Consider the following 22,177-nt stretch of genomic DNA (forward strand, 5'->3'; position numbering starts at 1 on the left):
CGACTGAGGAGTTGTCTGCAATCATTGGGGCTGCCAACGGAGATGTGAGCATCTGGAAGCCGTACACGGACCGTATGGCTTCTATCGAAACACACGGCCCATATGGTCACCAGTACGGACGACAGGCGGATCAAACTCCAATTGCTCGATGCGATTGTAGGCAAGTCCGTTCGGTTTGAAAAAAAAGAGAATAGAACGACTTATCCTATCCAAAGCCTTTGTCGCCCCTGCGTGGGAAGCGCGGCGGTATTTCAAATTTATCAAGAGAGATTTTCGTGAGGGACGTTGACCTGAGTCCATCCAATCCCTCCCCAAACTCATTCCGAAGGCGGGTGGCCGTGCAATTCATCCGCCGATTCGGGAGCTGTGCAGATCCCAATAATAATATGCTCAAGTTTTTAGATCGATGGTGAGGGTCGCTTCCATCGAGCGATGCTGGAAGCATGACAAGTGCGCTTGCCTCGCGCTGCAGTTGGCGCGCCGGGCGGGCTATAGGACCGTACATAGACAAATGAAAGGGAATCATTGAGTGTGAGCTCAGGAGTAATGATCTTCGAGGGCATGCGGGTGGGTGTCTTACCTGGTGACTTCACCATTAGCGCTGATGAGTCCGGTGCGGCCGATGCCCGATTGATCTTGTCTACTGCCTACAACGTGCTGCCGATATGGTTGCGAATCGCAAGCGACAACCTAAAGGCTGCAAAGAATGCCTCGGACTCAATCGGTCAGAAATGGGGGCTGGATGAGGGCGCAAATCGAGAACTGCTAATTGCGGAGCTGGAGTCGTCGTTGCAGGTTTTTGTCGCGTGCGGAATTGCACTCGACGCGTTATACGACCAGCTTCGACCATATGCGAAGATATCGGAGGAAGAGCTTGAACGTTGGCGGAAAAATCAGACATCGCGGGCTGCGCAGATTGCAGAAGTCGCAAGGAGAGTTTTTCGGCTCAACAATGAGCTTTCAACTGCGTTCAAAAGGAATATCTCGGGGATCATCAAAATGCGGGATGATGCTGTTCATCCGTCATTGAAGTTGCGTAATGCGTGCACAAGGCCAGATATACCGGTTGGAGTGGATTGGAAGTTCGTAGCCTATAGATATTCCAATAGCCGCACGTGTTTCGAGTCGACGATGCAGATGCTCATCTATCTGTACGAAAATAAATGTGGCGAACCTTGCGTTGACGAACAGTTAGAGAATGTATTCAAGGCGCTTCTAGAATTGGGCGTGGTGCAACTCACGTCCCCGGCGGCCACCTCAAACTCCCCCATCCGTGGCCAGGTCAAATTCCCCCATCTGAGGCGGCGGGACGGGTGGATGGTTACACGCTGTCGGCGCGCTTCGCAACTCGCGCCGCGGCTTCGCGCAGTCGCCAGCTCTTGCCCTCGAACTTCAGCAGATGCGCGTGGTGCATCAGCCGGTCGAGCAGCGGTGTCACGATGACCACGTCGCCCAGCAGTGTGGCCCAGTCCTCGACCGGTCGGTTGGACGTGATGATCGTCGAGCGTTTCTCGTAACGGCTCATCAGCACGTCGGCGAGTTCGTCGCCGGCGCTGGCCGGCAAGCGGCGCAGGAACAGATCGTCGATGACGAGCAAGTCGGCGGCTTTGAGCTGTGCGCGGTGCTTGCGCAATTCGCCGAGTTCGCGGGCCTCGTGGATGTCCTCGATCAGCGTGTGTGCCTCGCGGTAGAGCACGGTGTAGCCGCGCCCGGCGGCGAGCTGCGCCAGCGCCTTGGCGCAGTGACTCTTGCCCAGGCCCGGCGCGCCGATCAGCAGCGTGTCCTCGCGCGCCTCGATGAACTTCAGCGTGGCGAGCTCCAGCACCGCACGCCGCGGCAGGCGGGGGTTGTAGGTCCAGTCGAAGTCCTTGAGGTCCTTGCGCTCGGGCAGCCCCGAGAGCGCGAAGCGCCGCTGCAGCAGCCGCGAGCGGCGCCGGTCGAGCTCGTCCTGCACCAGGCAGCCGAAGGCCTCGAGGAAGTCCATTTCGTGGCTCGCAACCGCCAGCGCGCGCGCCGACAGGGGCGCGATCATGCCCGAGAGACGCAGCGAGCGCAGGGCCTGTTCCAGTTCGGTGATCGACATACTCATCGGGTGATTTCTCCGTCTCAGTGGTGTGGGGTCGAGGGCCCCGGGTTGGTGCTCTGGGCGTGGTGCTCCCAGAACGTGTGGTACTCGTCGATTTGCCGGATCGCCTCGCCCGCTTGGGCGAGCGTCGGCGCCGGTGTCTCGGGCGTCTCGGCCGCACGCCGTTCGAGGAGGCGCTTGAGGGCCTGGTAGGACGGCACCGCCAGTCCGAGTACGGTGGTGCTCGCGGCCTCGATGTCGGCGCGGGCGTAGTGACGGGGCAGTTGGGCCAAGCCGTAGATTGCCCGCTGCCCGGGACGTCCGAGGCGCGCAAAGATCTCGCCGGCGAGCCGCGCGCTGGCCGGCCCGATGCGGTCGACTTTGGCGAGCAGTCGTGCGGTCTCGCGCGAGGGGTTGAAGAGCCGATCGGCCTCGGGCAGTACGAACGTGCCCTTGCGCGTGGCCTTGGCGTGTCGTCGCAGCACCCGGCCCTGCTCGTCGAGGATCTCGATCTCGCCCGCGTAGAGGCGCACCGTCACCTGGGTATGCGGCGCTGCCGGCAGCGCCGCGTAATACGACCCTTGCACCTGCACCAGCCCGCTGTCATCGACAGTACGCACCTCCTGGCGGAAGAAGCGGAAGCCCGTCAGCGGCAGCGCCTTGAGGTGCGCACGCTCCTCGGCGTACATCGCCAGCACCTGACGCTTCTTGCGCCCGTGGATGCGCGGGGCCGCCCAGCGCTCCTCCCAGTGCGCGAGGTAGGCGTTCTGCGCCTCGATCGACTCGAAGCGCCGCCCCTTCAGCGCCGTCGACTGGGTGTGCTGGATCGCGTTCTCCACGGTGCCCTTGCGGTCGGGATCCCCGACGCGCGCCGGGTCTGCCACGGCGCCATAGTGTCCGAGCAGCGCCGCATACACCGGATTGAGCTCCGGCGCGTAGAGATCGGGGCGGATCACGCCCTGCTTGAGGTTGTCGAGCACGACGTAGGCCACAGATCCGCCGAATGCCCTGAACGCCTCCTCGTGCAGGCGTGCCCATGTCTCCTGGTCGGCTTTCCAGGCCACCTTGCGGAAGCTCTTGCCCGAGTACTTGAGCGTCATCACGAACAACTGCGGGCGGCGGTACTTGCCGTTGGCGGCGAGCGTCAGCGCGCCTTGCCCGAAGTCGACCTGCGCCTCCTCGCCGGGCGCGCTCTCGAGCACATCGAAGCGCTCGGGATCCCGCCGCTTGAGCGTGCCGACGAAGCGCTTGACCGAGTTGTAGCGGTGGACGAAGTCGTACTCGTCGACGAGGTCCTGGTAGATCGCCATCGCGTTGCGACCCTGCGCCACCTGCTGCTCGATCCAGCCACGGTGCGGCTCGCAGGCCGACTGAACCGGCGCGGGCGGCGGAGCCGGTGGCCGGGGTGGGGGAATTTGATCGGCCACTTCCTGCGAGCCGGTGGCCATGGGGGAATTTGCCGACAGGGCGTAGCGGCGGATGGTCTTGCGATCGACGCCGGTGCGCCGCGCAATCTCGTGCTGGCTCTCACCGCGTGCCAGTAGCGTGGCAATGGTGATCTGCAAATGTGGCTTCAAGACGTTCAACTCCTCGCTCCCCGGGCAAAAGGGGAGCAGCGTAAACGTCCCGCAACAACCGCCGGCGGATGCCGGCCGGTCAGCTCACAGGTGGGGGATTTTCAAGTGGCCACAGGTGGGGGAGTTTGGGTGGCCGCCGGGGCTCACGTCAACCTCGATCGGAAAATCGTGTGATGACGGATGAAGATGTTAGGTACTGGTCGTCTTGTTTGCTGCACTGTTGACTGGGTTAAATTTGCGGGTTTCATTCAGGAAGAAGCGATAGATTTGACTTCTCGCTGAGGAGCGATAGCGTGGAGCCACCACTGCAGAATCTTGCCACGCGCTGGGAACCGCTCGGCTACTGCATATATTGTGGATCAGTAGATGCGCTGACTGACGAGCACATCGTCCCATTTGGTCTAGGTGGTCCTGGTGTGCTGCCGGCGTCATCGTGTCGAACCTGTGCAACGGAAACGGGAAGGTTCGAGCAGGACGTTCTGCGGGGTCCGTTCTGGGCGTTGCGGGCGCACCTCGGACTGAAGTCGCGAAGACCGAATGATGCGCCTACTGAGCAAACACTGGTAGTTGTGAGGGGCGGGCAAGAAGAAGCAGTAAGCTTGTCGCTGAACGAACACCCGCTTTGCTTAAATTTCCTGCAGTTTGCGATGCCAGGAAGGTTGTCGGGCAGGAGCGTCAAAGGAATTACTATTTTGGGGCACTTCCTTTACAACTTTGGGAGACCGATGGCTGATGTGATGAAAGACGCTGGCGCCGACGATCTCAAGTTTTCGCAGGCGTGGAAGCCGATCTCGTTTGCAAGGATGATTGCGAAGATCGGCTGGTCCATGGCATGTGCGGAGCGGCATCATTTGAAGTTGAAACCCAATGATACGGTCGCGAGAATCATAGTAGACGAGCCGGACCAAATTGGTGATTGGGTAGGTTCCTTCACTGGCGATCTTGAGGCTGTGAGCGGTACGTTGCATGAGATTCGTATCAGGGAAGACCGTGACCGGAATTTTATGTTGGCGGAAGTACAATTATTCTCATACACAAACACGCCGCGCTATGGGGTCATTCTTGGCAGTTTGCGGTAGCAGCTTGTCCTTTGCGATAGATCGCTGATTGCTAAGTCGACCAGCCCGCGTATAAGGAGCCAGGCGAATAAATTGGAGCGTTGCTATGAAGAGCAGAATTCTAATGACTGGAATTCTATTCGGGCTAATACATTCTGAGTCGACACTATCCGCGATGACATACGGTGCTGGATTATCAATGTCATGCGGGGAATACGTGGCGGCGGTAAAAGCTGGAGAGTTTGAGCCATTCACCATACTCGGCAACTCATGGATTCTTGGTTACGTCTCTGGCTACAGTGCTGCTACTGAAATCACGCAAGCGTCTGCTCAACCGCTAGCCAAGCTCAAAGCTTCTGACCCGAGCGCGCTAACGCTATGGGTGCAAAACTACTGTACCCAAAATCCGCTAGCTCAATTGCATCAAGCTACGATCAAACTGATTCGTGCATTGGCTGGACTTTAATAACCCGTGCGGAAAAAATTATTTACACATATGTTCGGATTTTGTTTCCCCGCCTTATCATGGGAGTGAACCTGCGGATAACTGCACACGGGTTCTGGCGGCACGCTGCGGACTTTTTGCACGCGGCTGATGCCCTAAGGCCTGTCCCGAACAGCGCAGTTGGAAAGTTCCGATCCAGACCTTCTTTGGTTGCATACTATCTGCTGGGACATTCCATTGAGCTTTCGCTAAAGGCGTTCCTGCTCGCTAAGGGCTATGAGATAAGGGTTCTCAGGGATCCAAAGCAATTCGGTCATAGCGTTGCGAATCTGCTTGCAGAAGCTAGGCGGCGTAAACTTGGCAAGGAAGTAAAGCTGAGCAAGCGTGAGTGCGCAGCTATAGTGCTGTTGTCCGAGACATATAAAGGGAAGAGGCTGGAGTACGTCGAGTACGGAGTCTACCGTTTACCTGAGTACTTCTTTCTTCAGGCAGTTGCCGAAAAGTTAGTGCTCGGGCTGCGAAAATGTTCTATGAATGCAACAGGTCGGCAGAAGCCTTGAGAGTATAGGGTTACAAGGACTCGGGACCTTGTGCATATGCGAAGCCTGGGACCTCGGAATCCGCGCTTGGGTAGCCCAAGTGCGCGACCGCCCGAATCCCAGCCTATGAAAGCCTCCCTGAGGAGTGCCCCAATCGGGCCGTGACCCACCCGGAGGTGCCACCCCTGGATTGCCGATGTATCGCAGTCTTTCGATAGCACTGCTCACGCTGTTTCTATGGGATCGCAATAAAGCGTGTACGGGCCTGAGTCTATGGTGAAGGCTAATGCTGCAGCGTCATACCGGGAGCCCTACGAACGCAGTTCCCTCGCGCCGCAGGTGGCACGTCGGGTGGTCCCAGTACGCTGCTGATGCCCGAGCTGCAGTCGCGGCGCAGTGGACGCCTCGGGGGGCGAGGCGTGGCCAGCAGGAGTCAGGGGCGGTCATGGGCAGGCGTCATCGGAGCGCCATGTCCCGGTCCACAGTTCACCCCTTGGGTCTACCGGGCAACTGGAAACCTGGGAAACTGGGATTCTGGCCGGTGGTCAGGTTTCCAGAATTCCAGAAGCCCAGAATTCCAACTCCGCGGTGGACGGATGCCTGTTGATGATCGGGGCGTTCGGCAGCGTGCCTGCTTTGTAGCCCATATAGGCTACGGACGAATTCGCGACCCCAACCTACACTCTGATGCTGCGCTGTTGGGCATTTGGCTTCGCATTACATCTCTGTCCTGAAGCCAACCATTTGAGCCGAGGGCAACTTCATGCGCCCGCTGAGGCTCGTATACGCCGCATCGTTTCTGCTATACACGGTAGTGTCGAAAGGAATTTAGGCGTCACTATGCCCAATCAGCGAGTCACCGCAGAGATGAAGCTTGTATGGGATATGCACGAGACTTGGACTGAGGCATATATTGGTATCCGGCATCTGGTTTACGACGTGCTCCCAAAACCTGGCCGCCAAATGCCGTCAGAGTTTCACGCCCTGTGTCAGCTTGCATTGGTAGGCTCAAATCACCTCATGGAGGTAGGGCTTTACAAGTTTCTGCAAAGCAGGCCATCGTACGCGTTGCTCCCAGAATCGAAGAAGAAGCAGTTGCGAGCAGCAACTTACAACGACATGTTGACGATCTGGATTCAAGAGCTTGCAGACTGGAAACCCGATCTGAAGTCACCACCGCTGAAGTGCACAGAGCGACTCCGTCGGCGCCGGAATGACACGGTTCACAAGACGTCTGCGGCGGCAAACGTTCCGATGGCGCGCTCTGCGCTGTACTCGGCTGTGGCGGGGTCCCAGCAGCTTTGGCTGAAGTCGAAGGAAGCATTTCCGTATCAAAGCTTTCTCCTGAGCTACCCGCTGCAGGACGAGAGGCCATTCTCAGAGGTCACGTTTCCGTGAAGCCTAACCACTCGCTACAGCCGACATCAGTGTCGTTGCTTCGCTCATCGCCCGTCGCGGATGAGCTCAATCGTTCGGCCACAATGGATATACGTATGCGCATGCTTCCGGTACTTGTTCTTGTCCTACTCGCGATTCCCGCAATTGAGGCATTTGCGGAGGATTACTGGGTCACCTCTGACCGGCTTGAACGTCGAACCTGTCCGAGCTTCTCCTGTGGAATAGTAGGGCAGTTGTTTTATCGTGAGAAAGTGGCTGTCCTCGAAACCAATGACGAGTGGGCACGCGTCACACCATTTTATGACGCGGCGTGCGTCGACGGTAGGAGTGAATACGTTGACTCCGGCCGCAATGACTGCAGCGAGGAGAACGGGATCATTAATGGGCAGTTTGCAGAATGGGTGCAGCGCACGACACTTAGTAAAGTGCGCCCAGCTGACCCAGCTGCAGGGGCGGCCGCGGATGCAGCGCTAATAGCTGGCTCGGATGATTACCGCCTACACAAGGCTGCCTTTCTCAAGGCGACCAGATTGCTGATAGACCGGGGAATGTGCACAACGGATGACTTCAAGAAGTTTGGTGGCTGGGTGAAATCGACAACGTATCGAGAGCAGCCCATCTACTTTGTTTACTGCGGGGGCATGACCCTCAGTAATAAGGTGCATCTGGATGTCTCATCCGGAAGAACGTTCAAGTGATGTGCTGTGCGGCACAATAAGTCGCTCCAGCCGACGTCGAACTCATCGCTGTACCTGCGCGATGGCTGAGCTCCATCGTTGGGTGTCATTAGGAGGTGCCATGCAACGTCTTTTGGTGAAGCCTGCCGTGATGCTTGCCGCAATTCTCACGTCAGGTTGCGACTGGCCGCCTGAATTGCTCCGTGTCGGTGAAAAGCTTTCTGCCCAGGAGAAGCGCATCACAGAGCAGGGTGAGCAGATCAATTCAGTCCAGAGTGAAATTGAAGCGTTGCGCGCTGAAATACAATCTTTAAAGCAATCTCAATCGCAGCTTGAGCTAAAAAATATCTTTCGAGAAATCGAAAACATCGCGTATTTGCGTCCCGGAGATGATGGCTACTCCACTGTACGCTTTGACTTAGGGGCGCTCACAGTACAGCTTTCAGATGTTAAGCCGTACGCAAATGGCTCGAAGGCGCACTTGCGATTTGGTAATCCGTTAGCATCATCGATCAATGGAGTAAAGTTGAAGATCGAATGGGGGCAAATGGATGACAATGGCGCTGTAAAGTCCGATACGGAAAGGGGGAAGGAAGTTTCTTTCGCGGAGACGTTCAGGTCTGGGGCGTGGACAAATGTTTCAGTGGTCCTTGACGGTACACCTCCCTCAGAGCTTGGGTTTGTAAGAGTTAGAAATGTATCGCACTCTGGCATTTCGTTGATCAAATGATGCCCGTCCGCCGAATCAACGCCCATGAAAGGCGTTCCGAATCAGCACGCCTGTCTTGATCGGCAGGTGACCAGGGGCAGTCAGCCTTTCGGTAGCACGAATTGACGGCGCAATGCGAACGCACTTCCCTCGCGCGGCAGGTGATGCGCCTGGCAGCCCCGTACGGCAGCAATGTCCGTGCCGGGCGCGTGGCCCAGGTGGCCCCGCCGGAGGCGAGGGGAGGCAGGCGAGCGGGAGTCGGGAGCGTGCCAGCCCGTGCGGCAGGTGTAAGCGGAGCCCCATGCCCCGGGCCGCAGTTCATTCGCTGCTCCCCACCGGAAAATTGGCGAACTGGAAAACTGCGATTCTGCCCCAGTGATCAGTTTCCCAGAATTCCAGAATTCCTATTCCCCGACTTGTCGGGTGCCGTTGATGGGTGGGCAGTCGGCAGAGTACCTGCTTCGTAACCCATATGGGCTACGGACGAACCCGGGACCCTGACCTACACTGTGTCATTGAACTGGTGCACGGTGCGGCCAGAAGATAGGGAAGGGAATCCGCAGTTGGGGCGTAGGGAACCGAGCATATTTGAAATTGTGATGGATTGCCGGTGGGGCATCGAGGTTCTTTGGGGGTCGGTTCGGGCAGGCGGTCATCGGCAGGAATGCAGATGCGCGTCGGATAATTTTCCAGCGGCACGTTCGTTTGAATTGATTGCAGCACGTTTGATGACGTTGTTCGCCGGCCAGCGTACCAATTTTGCATCAAGGGGGATATGCCAAAATGCGGGTTGCACTAATCGCATTCGCGGCGGTATTAGCTGTGATACCTTTTTCGCTCTGCGCTCAAACTGCAGGCGATGAGGAAGCTCTATCGTTATTAGAAGAAGCGGTTGTATATTCAAATCAGGCTAAGGCCAGCAGCGGTTCCGAGAGATCTGAAAACATTAGGAAAGCTGCAATCGCCGCAAACCTTGCTTGCAATTTCGCTGATTCTGAAGCGCTAAAGGCGAAAGCGTGTGAGGTGGCGAAAAAATACGAAAGTATCGTCACTTTTGATTGAGCGTCCACGTAACCCATGTAATGCCGCATCGGCTTTGCGTAGGTCAGTCCACCGATGCATTGGCATCTGCGGGTGTCTTCAACTCCAGCGCCTGGTAAGGGCTATGCTGAAACCCGGGGGCGTTTCAGCGGGAGTGGCCGCATATCGGCAGTGAGTCATCGCTAGTCTGGTGGGTTCTTTTTAGGGGGATCGGAGTCGGTTTCTTCATGTATAGCTGTACGATGAGTGCTGAAATTCGAGTGATATGTTTATTTGTCGCTATGTTAAGCGTTATACATGCGTACACGGCTAGCGCTGCTATACCGCCAGAGGAACTTGGGAACTGTCGTGGAAGGCGGTATACATTACCAGAGTTAGAGTATTACGATGAAAACGAACTCATAGCTACATATTGTCGGTGTCGATTTTCTGCACGGAATGCCTCTGAGCTAGTGAGTGTTCAGGAGCAAATTGTGGAGGCGACTTCGGCGGCTTTTGGACGAAATTCGAGCTCTGCAATAGATGCTGTGAATGACTTGAAGGCTGCTCGATTCGAAGCGGAGGTTTCAAGTGCAAATCGGGCGAGCGTTCTTCGCATACTTAAGAGAAACTTCCAGTCTGGCTCAGATCCAGCATGTCCCGACAGCCACTAACATACATATGATGACAAAGCTGCGTATCAAGGTTTGACAATTGGGTCGTGGCGGCGGCGACGTCCCTCCGGCTTTGAATAGCAAAACGGTTGACGTTTCACCCGGCGAGATTCCAATAGGACGCTGACTGGCCTGAATCGATAGCGAACGTCATTTGCGCCGAGTGATATCGGAAGCCTGACGAACGCACTTCTCTCGCGCGGCAGGTGGCACGCCGCGCCGACCCATTACGGTGCTGATACCCGAGCCGGGAGCGTGGCGCATGGGACGCCTCCGGTGCCGAGGTGAGGCGCGCGGGGGGCGACGCGAGCGGTACTGCGGTGGCAGATCCTCGGAGGCAGCTCCCCGCGGGTGTCGCATGGCCGTTGATGTGCAGCGCTGCCGGTAGGCCTGCTCCTTTGTGGCTCATATAGGCTACGGACGAACCCGGGACCGTGACCTACACTCTGTCGTCGGACAGGCGCATGGTGCGGCTAGGGAAGCTCGATCAGTGAAGAAGAACTACGTCCTTATCGATTACGAGAACGTGCAGCCTGAGGCCATGGCCGTGCTGGATCGCGAGCACTTCAGTGTCATGGTGTTCGTCGGCGCGACTCAGGCCAAGGTGACATACGAGGTCGCGTCGGCCCTCCAGCGTATGGGCGAGCGAGCCTCCTACATCAAGATATCGGGGAATGGCAGTAACGCGTTGGATTTCCACATCGCGTTCTACATCGGCCAGATTGCGGCCAGTGAGCCGGATGCCTTCTTCCACATCGTTTCGAAGGACTCCGGATTCGATCCTTTGATCCAGCATCTGAAGAGCAAGAAGATATTCGCCATCAGGAGCAAGAGCGTTTCGGACATACTCTTGGTCAAGCTGGAGAGTGCGCACACGCCCTCGGAGCGCGTTGCAGCCGTAATCGAGAACCTCAGGCAGAGAGGGGCTTCCAGGCCCAGATCATTGAAGACCTTGGGTAGCACCATCAACGCGCTGTTCCATAAAGCGCTGGCCGACGTCGAAGTCGAGCACATCATTGCTGAACTGGCCAAGAAGGGCGTCGTGCAGATCAATCAAACGAAGGTTGCGTATGTGCTGCCGGGTGAGTGATCGGTAACGGGCCCCGAAACCGAACCTAGCGCTCGAAGCGAGGGCGATACTTCTGGCGACGGTGAAAGAGGTGGCATTACCCGGACGATGCTAGCTTGGACGACGCCACTCGCTGGCTTTGGGCCTACAAGCACGAGCGGGCGAGCCTGGCCCTAGGAGGCATCACCCCGAAACAGAAACTGGTGCTCGCCGCCTAGGCTCTACTTCTGGCGACGGTGGAAAGAAGGGGGGATTACCCATCGATGCCTGTAGAGTTTGAGCAGCGGTGTTTCATGAGGCAGCAAGCTGTTTTGAAGATCCGGGACGGTTCAGAGGCCGTCGGTTGGTGGCGCCGAGGAAAGAGTGACCCCACGCGCTGGGATAGGTTGACCTACTACAGGCAACGCAATCGATTGTTATCAACGGGTTTCAGGTATTGCCAAGGGGGCAAATAGAATCGGCAGCCCGAGTCAATTTCGCGACGGCGCAAACAGGCTTACGGATCAAAGGCGGCATACGTGCTGGCGAGTATCGCTTCCCGCTTCACCTTTTCCGCTTCCTCAGTTCTCACTTCCTGCATGAAGGCGAGCGCGACGGGGGTGAGCGAGCGATTATTCAGATGAATGAAGCCGTAGTTCGAGTGGATGTTGAGGTCGGGCGTTGGCACCACCGTAACATCTCCGGCGAGCAGTGCTCGCTCCATGATCGTGAGCGAGGCAAGCGCCAGCGCATCACTGTGTTCCAAGAAATCGCCGATTTGCATCAGCATGTCGAGCTCAATGGCGGGCACGAAGTCACCAGTAAGCGGCTCAATTGTTCCGGCGGCGCCTATCGACCGCGGCAGATGGCTCGCCACCCGAAGGGGAAGCCTGGTAGACAGCCATGGGAATTCAACAAGTTGGTTCATGGAAACCGGGCCTCGCCGGAGGATGGGGTGCTCTGGCCGGCAGAAGAAGTGACCGCGATGCTGCCCGATCAATTCGGTAATGAGTTGCTCGTTTCCCAGCGTTTGGCTGAGCTCCGCAATGCCGAGATCCACGTCGCGGGCGGTCACTTGCCTTACCACTTCGCGCCAGCTGGCCACGTGCGCCATGACGTTGACCTTTGGGTGCTGGGCGAGCAAGCGCTTGATGGCAGGGTAGCCGGAAACGACGCTCGGATAGGGGCTGATCGCAACCTTCAACGATCCGATCTCATGTCCCGCGAGCAGAGCGACCTCGCGTCGCAAATCCGCTTCTGCGGAGAGCAACGACCTGCCTCGCTGTAGTACCAGTTCGCCGAATACCGTCAGCGCGATTGCCCCGCGCTTGCGATCAAGCAGTGTCGCGCCCAACTCCGCCTCCAGCGCCTGGATGCTTTTCGTGAGCGCCGGTTGCGAGATGTTCAGTGCCTGGGCTGCTCGTCCGAAATGGGCGTGCTCCACAAGAGCCAGCAGATGCTGAAGGCGGCGTTGCGTAATCATAATAACCGTAATGTTATTTAACGATTCAATAATATCATTATCTAAAATTGATCGCCGCTGCTACCGTCTGTCACTAAGTGCCTAACACCTAACAAAGTGGGGGGGAAAAGCCGTGGAGCAATTGAACCGACGGCGCGGTGGCGCTGCCAGAGGTGCGGCTTGCCTGCACAGTTTATCTGCACAGCCGGAATCGAATTCACGCGAGGGTGGGTACATGAAAAAAGTGTTCGGTGGTCTGCTGAGCGTGGCGCTGCTCGCAGCGCTGGGTACGCTACCTTCGCCAGCGGCTGTGGCTCAGCAGGACCAAGCGGTCGGGCCTTACAAGGACTTCAAGGGCACCATCAAACTCGATGTTCGCGATTCCGTTCCCGACTGGGGACCGTTCACGCCGAAGAGAGCTCCTGAGGGCGCACCGAATGTCTTGTTCGTGTTGTACGACGACACCGGGATGGCGTCTTGGTCGCCCTACGGCGGCCGGATCAATATGCCGACGTTGCAGCGGCTGGCCGATGAGGGGCTGAGCTACACGCAGTGGCACACCGTCGCGTTGTGTTCGCCGACGCGCTCGACGCTCCTGACCGGACGTAACCATCACCTGAATGGCATGGCTTCGATCACCGAGTGGGCGGAAGGATTTCCCGGCGCCAGCGGCCGGATCCCCGCCCGGCAGCGACGATCGCGCAGATCCTTCAGGACAACGGGTACAGCTCCTTCTGGGTGGGCAAGAACCACAACGTGCCCGAGCAGGACGTCGCCTCCGGTGCAAGCCGCCGGCAATGGCCGCTGCAGTTGGGCTTCGATCGCTTCTACGGATTCATCGGCGGAGAGACCAACCAGTGGTACCCGGACCTGGTCGAGGACAATAAGTTCATCGAGCAACCGTACGGTCCCGAGAAAGGCTACCACCTGTCTAAGGATCTGGCCGATCAGGCGCTGCAAATGATTCGTGACCAGAAGGCGAGCAACCCTTCGCGGCCATGGTTCATGTGGTTCAACCCGGGCGCCAACCACGCCCCGCACCAGGCTCCGCAGGAATACATCGACAAGTACAAGGGCAAGTTCGACGACGGCTATGAGGCGTACCGCACTTGGGTGCTGGCGCGAATGATCGAGAAGGGCGTCGTGCCGAAGGGCACCCAGCTGACGCCGATCAACCCGATGCCCGAGTCGCAGGCCAATCCCGGCGACATGGTGCGCCCTTGGGCATCGCTCAACGCAGACGAGAAGCGACTGTTCTCGCACATGGCCGAGGTCTATGCCGGGTTCTCGGAGTACACGGACGCCCAGGTCGGCCGCATCATCGATTACCTCCAACAATCCGGACAGCTCGATAACACCGTCGTCCTGTACGCCGCAGACAACGGGGCCTCGGGTGAGGGCAGTCCCAACGGTTCGGTCAACGAGAACAAGTTCTTCAACGGTTACCCGGACGAACTGTCCGAGAACATGAAGCTCATCAATGATCTCGGCGGGCCGAACACCTACGAGCACTTCCCGACCGGCTGGGCCGTTGCGTTCTCGACTCCGTTCCAGATGTTCAAGCGGTACTCGCAGTATTCGGGCGGAACCGCCGACCCGTTGGTCATCTCGTGGCCAAAGGGCATCAAGGCGCGAGGCGAGGTCCGCAACCAGTATCACCATTCGACCGACATCGTCCCGACGCTCCTCGAAATCATCGGACTGGAGATGCCGAAGGTATACCGGGGCGTGGAGCAGTTCCCGCTTTCCGGCGTCTCGATGCGCTATACCTTCGACGCGAAGCCCGATGCCCCCACGATGAAGAAGCGCCAGTATTACGCGATGCTCGGCACACGCGGCATTTGGGAGGACGGGTGGATGGCGTCTGCGGTGCACGCCCCGCTGACAGGCAAGGGGCATTTCGACCAGGATCAGTGGCAGCTCTACCACGTCGAAGTCGACCGCGCAGAGGCCGTGGATCTCGCGAAGAAATATCCCGATAAGCTCAAGGCGCTGATTGCTGCGTGGAACGAAGAGGCAGCCAAGAACCTGGTACTGCCGCTCGACGATCGGCCGGCCGTGGTTCAGGCCGGAATCGTGCGTCCCTCCGAAGAGGCTGCGCGCGACCGCTATGTCTACTTCCCGGGCACATCTCCGATACCGGAAGGCGTTGCGGTCAACGTGCGCAATCGTTCCTATAAGATCCTCGGCAACGTCGAGATCACGGATTCAAATGCCTCCGGCGTGATCTTCGCTCATGGCTCACGTTTCGGCGGTCACACGCTGTTTATCAAGGACCACAAGCTGCACTATGTATATAACTTCCTCGGCATCAAGCCAGAGCAGCAGTTTGTCTCGACTCAGGATTTGAAGCCCGGTAAGTACACGCTCGGCATGGAATTCACCCGAACAGGCGCGGGTCCGAATCACGAGTCTCTAGGCACGACCAAGCTCTACATCAACGAGCAGGTGGTTGCGGAAGGACCGATGAGGACGCAACCCGGCAAGTTCACCCTGTCAGGCGACGGGCTGTGCGTCGGGTTCGACAGCGGTGACGCCGTCAGCCAGGAGTACAAGACACCGGGCGAGTTCCATGGCGGGACGATTCAGGGGGTCGGGGTTACCGTCGAGCAGGCGGCGTACGAAGCCCTGGAGCAGGAAGCCCAGCGCGCCATGATGCGCGACTAGGCGCGTTAACGAGGTTCCTTACGCGTCGTCTCTTTGCAGCCCCACTGTCAGGATTTCAGCGTCCTGGCGGCGGGGTGGTGAACTGCGCCGTCGGCCGGGTCACCATAGGGGCTTGCAATGCAACGCTTCCCTTGCGGCGCGAGAAATGCAGATTTCACGCCGGCTTCGCCTTTACCGCAACCGTGGTATCACCACCACATCAGGGAGAATCAATTATGGGATATCCGAAAGTGCGCTCGCACGTACTCACTGCGCTGGCGTTGCTTGGACTCGCCTTGTGCGGCGCCGGTTTCAGTCACGCCGCTGCCAGGGGCGCGGCTCTACCCGAGCAGTCGCCGGACGGGCTGCGCCTGGTGCAAAATACGCAGATGGCAGTGGTTTATATGAAAGACGGAGCTGATTTCAGCTCCTATGACAAGGTGGCAATTCTCGATTGCTTCGTCGCGTTCAGAAAAGATTGGGAGCGCGATCAGAACCAGGACGATCCGTTCCGCGTGCGGGCGAGCGACATAACCCGCATCAAGGCCGAAGTTGCCGACGAGTTCAAGAAGGTCTTCAACAAGGAATTGACGGCGAAAGGCGAAACCGTGGTCGCGACGGCTGGCGCAGACGTGCTGCTGCTCCGGCCCGCCATCATCAATCTCGACATCGCCGCGCCGGACACGAAGGAGCCGGACGCCAAGTCTTTCTCCGCATCAGGCGGCCAGATGACGCTTTTCCTGGAAATCTATGATTCGGTCAGCAGCGAGCTTCTGGCGCGTGTCATGGATCCCGAAGCGGCGACCGATTTCGGTTCCATGATGGTGCGCAATGAGGTCACCAATCAGGCCGACGCCGATCGCATCATGAAAAAATGGGCCGACACGATTGGCAGCTACCTCCAGCATGCGCGCAGTGGCAGTTCAGCAAAACCATCCAAAGGAAATTGATATGACGTCGCGGAATCCGTTGACTCTGGCCATCTGCGCTGCTGCCCTGCACGTCGCGAGTCCGGCGGCACTCGCTGCAGACGGTTGGGAGGCGACACTCACTCCGTATCTCTGGGCCATGGGAATGGACGGTGACATCAATGTGGGTGCGCGCGAGATCAATGCCTCGGCGGATTTCAGCGACATCTGGGACAACATGGATATCGGTGGCTCGGCCATGTTCGAACTGAACAAGGGCCGCTGGGTGAACTATTTGCAGGTGGACTACCTGGCGATAGACAACGGTGGTGCCGAAGTGCGTAATACCGGGCTGGAAGCGGATATCGAGTCAGACAGCACTCTTGGAGCGCTGGCCACCGGTTACCGTTTCGATGGCTTCGGCGAACGCTCCACCATCGACGTCCTCGTCGGCGTGCGTTATGCGAAGCTCGACACCCAGATCGACCTCAAGCCCCTGGGCCAAGTCGACAGCGACCACAAGCAATACGACGGCATGGTGATGCTGCGTCCGCATCTCGCGCTGGGGAAGAACTGGAGTTTCAGTCCGACATTGTCTGTCGGCGCCGGGGACTCCGACCTGGTCTGGGAACTCTCGCCGCAGTTCGAATACGCCTGGTGCAACTACGAGCTTCGTCTCGGCTACCGCAATCTCAACTATGATCTGGAAGACGGCAACCGCTCGCTCGATCTGACCATACATGGCCCGATGGTCGGCTTTGGCTTCAAGTTCTGAGGCGACAAGCCTCCTGGCGGCTGGATGGAGCGACAGCCCAAACTTGAACAGTTTCAGCCTCAGTTACAGGCCGCGCGAGGACTTGGTTTTGCAGTGAGTTCGGTATACAAGAATTGCCTTGTGCCATAGAGTGGTCTTTCGACGAAATCATCTCATCCGCTGATGCCGTTGATGGGCCCGCCGCAAAGCTTCGGGGTCGGCTGGAGGTCTGCCGGCATCTACTTCGATTTCGAGAAGGTGTTCTGAGCCCGTGAGAAAAGTCGCCAACTTCATCGCCCGGGAACTGCGGGAAATCATTCCCCCGTTCCTCTTCTTCATGGTCGTCTTCCACATGCTGGCTATTACGAAGGCCGTGCTGCAGTCGGGCCATGACATGACCATCCTGCGCTCCGTGGTGGCGACGATCATGGCGCTCACCGTGGCCAAGTCGATCCTGCTCGTGGACGCGTTCGGGTTCGCACGAATCTTCGAGCTTCGGCCGCTCGCCTACAGCATTGCGTGGAAGACGCTCCTGTTCGGCGTAGTGACGCTGGTGTTCCGGTTCATTGAGGAATTGATCCCACAGCTCTCGAAGCAGGAAGGCCTTGGTGCTGCGTGCCGGCACGTCATAGAGGAGCTCAACTGGGCGCACTTCTGGACCATGCAAATGTGGCTCTGGGCCGCGGTGCTGCTTTACACGTCCGTCGCGGAACTGGTGAACCGCTACGGCCGGGAGGTGGTCCGGGACGTAATGTTTCGTCGTGAGGTGTCGCCCGATTCTTCGGCCCGCATCTGACCGGAACCATTCCGGTGATGGCCGGCAATCTGCGTGGGGAAGCGGAAACGCCCATGATTTGGCGTGACAAGTGCGCCGACCGTGCCACGACCATGAGAAAGGCATGACAAGGCAGGACCAACCCCGGATCAGGCGCTCGCTTCACTGACGAACGCCTAGACCCGCCCCGGAGTAGGCCGCTGACGCTCAGGGGCAGAGCGTCCGACTCTCGGCGCAGACCTCCCGACTCTGGGCCAGACCATCCGACTCCGGATCTATGAATTTCGGCCCAAAAGCGCCCCCAGTCGGACGCTCTCCATAGCCGTAACTATATGATTTCTAAGAGAAATGGTGGGCCCAGCAGGACTTGAACCTGCGACCTGCCGATTATGAGTCGGACGCTCTAACCAACTGAGCTATGGGCCCTGAACTTGAACAACAATTCTAGCGGATAACAACGCGCGGGATAGGTACTGCCAAGCATGCATCCATGCGTCGCTCCCAGCTCGGCATCCATGCCTCGCGTTCGTCGCGCGCCGAGCGATGCTCGGCACAAAGCGCGCGACTCACCCTTCGTCGAGAAAACTGCGCAGGTGATCCGAGCGGCTCGGGTGGCGCAGCTTGCGCAGCGCTTTCGCTTCGATCTGCCGGATCCGCTCGCGGGTCACGTCGAACTGCTTGCCGACTTCCTCCAGCGTGTGGTCGGTGTTCATGTCGATGCCGAAACGCATGCGCAGCACTTTCGCCTCGCGTGCGGTAAGGCCCGAGAGCACTTCGCGGGTGGCTTCGCGCAGGCCTTCGCCGGTGGCCGAGTCGATCGGCGAGGGGATCGTCGAGTCTTCGATGAAGTCGCCCAGGTGCGAGTCCTCGTCGTCGCCGATCGGGGTCTCCATCGAGATCGGTTCCTTGGCGATCTTGAGCACCTTGCGGATCTTGTCCTCGGGCATTTCCATGCGCTCGCCGAGTTCTTCCGGCGTCGGTTCGCGGCCCATCTCCTGCAGCATCTGGCGCGAGATGCGGTTCAGCTTGTTGATGGTCTCGATCATGTGCACCGGGATGCGGATCGTGCGTGCCTGGTCGGCAATCGAGCGGGTGATCGCCTGGCGTATCCACCACGTGGCGTAGGTCGAGAACTTGTAGCCGCGGCGGTATTCGAACTTGTCGACGGCTTTCATCAGGCCGATGTTGCCTTCCTGGATCAGGTCGAGGAACTGCAGGCCGCGGTTGGTGTATTTCTTCGCGATCGAGATCACCAGGCGCAGGTTGGCCTCGACCATTTCCTTCTTGGCGCGGCGCGCGCGTGCCTCGCCGATCGACATCCGGCGGTTGATTTCCTTGATCTCGCCGACCAGGATTCCGCATTCCGCCTCGACTTCGGCGATGCGGTGCTGTACCCGCATCACTTCGTCCTTGACCACCGCTATCTTCGCGGCGTAGGGCTGCTTGCGGCGCGCGAGCTTTTCCACCCAGTGCTCGTCGGTTTCGTTGCCGGGGAATTCCTTCACGAAAATCGCGCGCGGCATCCGCGCGTAGTTCACGCAGATATTCATGATGGCGCGTTCCAGGTCGCGCACCTGGTAGGCAACGGAGCGAACACGCTGGGTGAGCGGGTCGAACTGGCGCGGCGAGAGCTTGAAGTACTTGAACAGCTCGGCGGTCTTCTCGAGTTCTTTCTGTCCCTGTTTGCTGTCGCGCGGGTTTTTCTTCAGAGCGCGCTGCGTTTTCATCAGCTGCTTGCGCAGCTCGTCGAAGCGCTGGCGTGCCAGTTCCGGATCCGGTCCGCTGTCGGTTTCGGTGTCGTCCGAGTCGTTGGAGTCCGAGTCGGAATCGTCGTCGTCATCGTTCTTGTCGGCGCCCTTCTTGGCAGCGGGTTTGGCGGTGGGTTTGGCGGCGGGTTTGCCCGCGGGAGCCTTGGCGCCCGCCGGCACCACGGGGGTGGCAGCCTGCACGTCGTCAGCCGGTTCGAGATAGCCGGTGAGGATGTCCGAAAGACGCCGCTCCTCGGTGGCGACCAGGTCGTACTCGCCGAGCACCTGCTCGACGATGCCCGGGAAATGGGCGACCGCTGCCATGGTTTCGCGGATGCCTTCCTCGATGCGCTTGGCGATCACGATCTCGCCTTCGCGGGTCAGCAACTCCACGGTACCCATCTCGCGCATGTACATGCGCACCGGGTCGGTCGTGCGTCCGGCTTCGGATTCGACCGCGGTCAGCGCGGCAACGGCCTCGTCCGGGATCTCGTCGGTGCTGGTGTCACCACTGGCGAGCAGCAGGGCTTCGGCGTCCGGTGCTTCCTCGAACACCTGGATACCCATGTCATTGATCATCTGGATGATCTCTTCGACCTGATCGGGATCGGAAATGTCTTCCGGCAGGTGATCGTTCACCTCGGCATAGGTCAGATAGTTCTGTTCCTTGCCCTTGGCGATGAGATCCTTGAGGCGTGACTGCTGGGTTGATTCGGACATGCGTGAACCTGTACCTGTATTGAATGCCGCAGGAGGTGGGCGCAAAAATAGCCGCGTATTATACCCGCCTTACAGAAACCAACTCTAGGCAAAAATATACCCAATGCACGCGAAGCGGGCGTCTGCCGCGCAATTACTGGCAAAAATGTGCGTTGTCAGCCGCTTTTGCCGCTCAGCAGCTCGAGATACTGTTGTTTCTGCGCGCTGCTCATTTCCGCGAACGGTATGCTTTCGAGCTCGCGGCGCCTGATCTCGGCGGTGAGTCTGCTCGCCTGCTGTCCCAGATGCTGCAACACATCAGCAAACTCGCGCTCGATATCCGCACCATTCAGGGGTTCCTGCGCCGCCAGCCGGGTCAGCAGTTCGCCCTCGGGCGTGCCGTACCAGTAGCCGAGCAGCGCGCCGAGACTGCTGCCGGGGTTGCGCTGCAGATGCTCGATCAGTTGCAGCAATAACGGAAGGTCGGGGTCGTCCGTGCCGGCCAGGGCGGCGGGGTCCGTGACCTGCTCCGCAAGCCGGGGGTCCTGCAGCAGCAGGCGAATCGCGGCCTGCGGCGGGCCCGGCATGCGCCGCTGCGGGGCACGGATCACCGGTTTGCGCAGCGCGGTGGGTGCGGGTATTGCCGTGGTCTCCGGCATGGCTTCGCGGGCGAGTCCGGGCAGGCGCTCGATGGCGACGCCCACGCGCTCGGCCAGCGCCGAGCGCATCAGTTCCCGGAAGACGACCCCGGGGATGCGGTTGATCGCCGGCAGCGCCAGCTTGCTGAGCCGCGCCCTGCCATCCATCTGGGCGAGGTCGATCTCCTGCCCGAAGTGCGCGAACACGAATTCCGAGAGCGGCATCGCGGAGCCGATCTGCTGGCGGAACGCGGCGCTGCCGATGCGTTGCACCAGGCTGTCGGGGTCCTCGCCCTCGGGCAGGAACAGAAAGCTCGCCTGGCGGCCGTCCTGCATGGCCGGCAGTACCAGCTCCAGGGCGCGCGCCGCGGCGCGGCGCCCGGCCTCGTCCCCGTCGAAACAGAACACCACCGCCGAGGTGTGGCGGAACAGGCGCTGCAGATGGCTCGCGCTGAGCGCCGTGCCAAGCGTGCCGGTGGCGTTGCTGATGCCGTGCTGGGCAAGCATCACCACGTCCATGTATCCCTCGACCACCAGCACCCGGTCGAGTTCGCGGTTGCTCTGGCGGGCCTGGTACAGGCCGTAGAGTTCCTGGCCCTTGTGGAAGATCGCGGTCTCGGGCGAGTTGAGGTACTTGGGTTTCTCGTCGCTCAGCACCCGGCCGCCGAAGGCCACGGTGCGCCCGCGATTGTCGTGGATCGGAAACATGATGCGATGGCGAAAGCGGTCATAGAGTCCGCTGTCGTCGTCGCGCTTGATCACCAGTCCGGCCTCGAGCAGCAGCTTGCGCTCGGCCTCGCTGCCTCCCAGGGCTTTCAGCAGTCCGTCCCAGCCGGGCGGTGCGAAGCCGATTCCGAAATGCTTCACCGTGTCATCACCAAGACCGCGATGCTCGAGATAGCGGCGGGCCTCGGCGGCCTGTGGATGCTCGGCGAGCTGGCGCTGGAACCACAGCGCCGCCGCCTGCAGCTTGGCGGCGAGTTCCGCCTGGCGGGCGCTGGCGGGCCCCTGTCCGGCCTCGCGCGGTATCTCGACTCCCGCGACCGCGGCAAGCTTTTCCACCGCCGCGATGAAGTCGAGCCGTTCGTATTCCATCAGGAAGCCGATCGCGTTGCCGCCGGCGCCGCAGCCGAAGCAGTAGTAGAACTGTTTATCGGGGCTGACGCTGAAGGAGGGGCTTTTCTCGTCGTGGAAGGGGCAGAGCGCGGAGTAGTTCTTGCCCGATTTGCGCAGGTTCACGCGGGTATCGATCACGTCGACGATATCGACGCGCTCGAGCAGGTCATCGATGAACTGTTGCGGAATTCGTCCTGACATGGCGCCCCGCGTTCCGGGAA

At 59.3% G+C, this 22,177-nt stretch carries 14 protein-coding genes, 1 tRNA gene and 2 pseudogenes; 11 read left to right on the forward strand and 6 right to left on the reverse strand.

Annotated features, from left to right (window positions below):
- Positions 1-1,321: 1,321 nt before the first annotated feature.
- Together IPF49_12580 and IPF49_12585 are read right to left on the reverse strand one after the other, a co-directional pair.
- Entirely contained in the window at positions 1,322-2,089 is a 768-nt protein-coding gene (locus tag IPF49_12580; GenBank protein MBK6288445.1) for an ATP-binding protein, read from the reverse strand.
- Between the two features lie 245 nt (positions 2,090-2,334).
- Positions 2,335-3,651, reverse strand: a pseudogene (locus IPF49_12585) (IS21 family transposase).
- Between the two features lie 284 nt (positions 3,652-3,935).
- Between IPF49_12585 and IPF49_12590 the strand changes: the two are divergent.
- From IPF49_12590 to IPF49_12620, 7 genes are all read left to right on the forward strand, one after another.
- Positions 3,936-4,721 carry a hypothetical protein gene (locus tag IPF49_12590; protein MBK6288446.1) on the forward strand — a complete coding sequence of 262 codons (786 nt, stop codon included), beginning with the start codon at positions 3,936-3,938 and terminating at the stop codon, positions 4,719-4,721.
- A 504-nt stretch (positions 4,722-5,225) separates the two neighbouring features.
- Positions 5,226-5,705 carry a hypothetical protein gene (locus IPF49_12595; GenBank protein MBK6288447.1) on the forward strand — a complete coding sequence of 160 codons (480 nt, stop codon included), beginning with the start codon at positions 5,226-5,228 and terminating at the stop codon, positions 5,703-5,705.
- Between the two features lie 819 nt (positions 5,706-6,524).
- Positions 6,525-7,082, forward strand: coding sequence for a hypothetical protein (locus tag IPF49_12600; protein ID MBK6288448.1), 558 nt, complete (start codon positions 6,525-6,527; stop codon positions 7,080-7,082).
- Between the two features lie 95 nt (positions 7,083-7,177).
- On the forward strand, positions 7,178-7,780 hold the full coding sequence (locus tag IPF49_12605; protein ID MBK6288449.1) for an SH3 domain-containing protein: 603 nt from the start codon (positions 7,178-7,180) through the stop codon (positions 7,778-7,780).
- Between the two features lie 100 nt (positions 7,781-7,880).
- Entirely contained in the window at positions 7,881-8,489 is a 609-nt protein-coding gene (locus IPF49_12610; GenBank protein MBK6288450.1) for a DUF3251 domain-containing protein, read from the forward strand.
- A gap of 762 nt (positions 8,490-9,251) precedes the next feature.
- A complete protein-coding gene (locus IPF49_12615) occupies positions 9,252-9,530 on the forward strand; it encodes a hypothetical protein (GenBank protein MBK6288451.1) in 279 nt (92 codons plus the stop codon).
- 1,122 nt (positions 9,531-10,652) lie between these two features.
- Positions 10,653-11,252, forward strand: a complete 600-nt coding sequence (locus tag IPF49_12620; GenBank protein ID MBK6288452.1) for a hypothetical protein — start codon at positions 10,653-10,655, stop codon at positions 11,250-11,252.
- Between the two features lie 475 nt (positions 11,253-11,727).
- Here IPF49_12620 and IPF49_12625 read toward each other — a convergent pair whose 3' ends face one another.
- Complete coding sequence (locus tag IPF49_12625) at positions 11,728-12,690, reverse strand: LysR family transcriptional regulator (protein MBK6288453.1); 963 nt, start codon at positions 12,688-12,690, stop codon at positions 11,728-11,730.
- A gap of 217 nt (positions 12,691-12,907) precedes the next feature.
- Here IPF49_12625 and IPF49_12630 point away from each other — a divergent pair.
- The 4 genes and pseudogenes from IPF49_12630 to IPF49_12645 all read left to right on the forward strand — a co-directional run bounded on the left by IPF49_12630 (position 12,908) and on the right by IPF49_12645 (position 17,776).
- A pseudogene (locus IPF49_12630) lies at positions 12,908-15,339 on the forward strand (arylsulfatase).
- Positions 15,340-15,554: 215 nt separating this feature from the next.
- On the forward strand, positions 15,555-16,268 hold the full coding sequence (locus tag IPF49_12635) for a DUF3313 family protein (GenBank protein MBK6288454.1): 714 nt from the start codon (positions 15,555-15,557) through the stop codon (positions 16,266-16,268).
- A 1-nt stretch (position 16,269) separates the two neighbouring features.
- On the forward strand, positions 16,270-17,001 hold the full coding sequence (locus IPF49_12640; protein ID MBK6288455.1) for a hypothetical protein: 732 nt from the start codon (positions 16,270-16,272) through the stop codon (positions 16,999-17,001).
- 250 nt (positions 17,002-17,251) lie between these two features.
- Positions 17,252-17,776: a hypothetical protein gene (locus tag IPF49_12645; protein ID MBK6288456.1), complete on the forward strand. Its 525-nt coding sequence runs from the start codon at positions 17,252-17,254 to the stop codon at positions 17,774-17,776.
- A gap of 328 nt (positions 17,777-18,104) precedes the next feature.
- Here IPF49_12645 and IPF49_12650 read toward each other — a convergent pair.
- The 3 genes from IPF49_12650 to IPF49_12660 form a co-directional block, all read right to left on the reverse strand.
- Positions 18,105-18,181 (reverse strand) — tRNA-Ile (locus tag IPF49_12650).
- A 140-nt stretch (positions 18,182-18,321) separates the two neighbouring features.
- Positions 18,322-20,223 carry an RNA polymerase sigma factor RpoD gene (rpoD, locus tag IPF49_12655; GenBank protein MBK6288457.1) on the reverse strand — a complete coding sequence of 634 codons (1,902 nt, stop codon included), beginning with the start codon at positions 20,221-20,223 and terminating at the stop codon, positions 18,322-18,324.
- A 155-nt stretch (positions 20,224-20,378) separates the two neighbouring features.
- Positions 20,379-22,157, reverse strand: a complete 1,779-nt coding sequence (locus tag IPF49_12660; protein MBK6288458.1) for a DNA primase — start codon at positions 22,155-22,157, stop codon at positions 20,379-20,381.
- Positions 22,158-22,177 lie beyond the last annotated feature (20 nt).

The organism is Gammaproteobacteria bacterium, assembly GCA_016705365.1.
Classification (GTDB): Bacteria; Pseudomonadota; Gammaproteobacteria; order Pseudomonadales; family UBA5518; genus UBA5518.

Coding starts and splice junctions, on each gene's coding strand:
- IPF49_12600 (MBK6288448.1), top strand. CDS start 6,525: ATGCCCAATCAGCGAGTCACCGCAGAGATGAAGCTTGTATGGGATATG.
- IPF49_12610 (MBK6288450.1), top strand. CDS start 7,881: ATGCAACGTCTTTTGGTGAAGCCTGCCGTGATGCTTGCCGCAATTCTC.
- IPF49_12660 (MBK6288458.1), bottom strand. CDS start 22,157: ATGTCAGGACGAATTCCGCAACAGTTCATCGATGACCTGCTCGAGCGC.
- IPF49_12605 (MBK6288449.1), top strand. CDS start 7,178: ATGCGCATGCTTCCGGTACTTGTTCTTGTCCTACTCGCGATTCCCGCA.
- IPF49_12640 (MBK6288455.1), top strand. CDS start 16,270: ATGACGTCGCGGAATCCGTTGACTCTGGCCATCTGCGCTGCTGCCCTG.
- IPF49_12580 (MBK6288445.1), bottom strand. CDS start 2,089: ATGAGTATGTCGATCACCGAACTGGAACAGGCCCTGCGCTCGCTGCGT.
- IPF49_12595 (MBK6288447.1), top strand. CDS start 5,226: ATGGGAGTGAACCTGCGGATAACTGCACACGGGTTCTGGCGGCACGCT.
- IPF49_12615 (MBK6288451.1), top strand. CDS start 9,252: ATGCGGGTTGCACTAATCGCATTCGCGGCGGTATTAGCTGTGATACCT.
- IPF49_12635 (MBK6288454.1), top strand. CDS start 15,555: ATGGGATATCCGAAAGTGCGCTCGCACGTACTCACTGCGCTGGCGTTG.
- rpoD (MBK6288457.1), bottom strand. CDS start 20,223: ATGTCCGAATCAACCCAGCAGTCACGCCTCAAGGATCTCATCGCCAAG.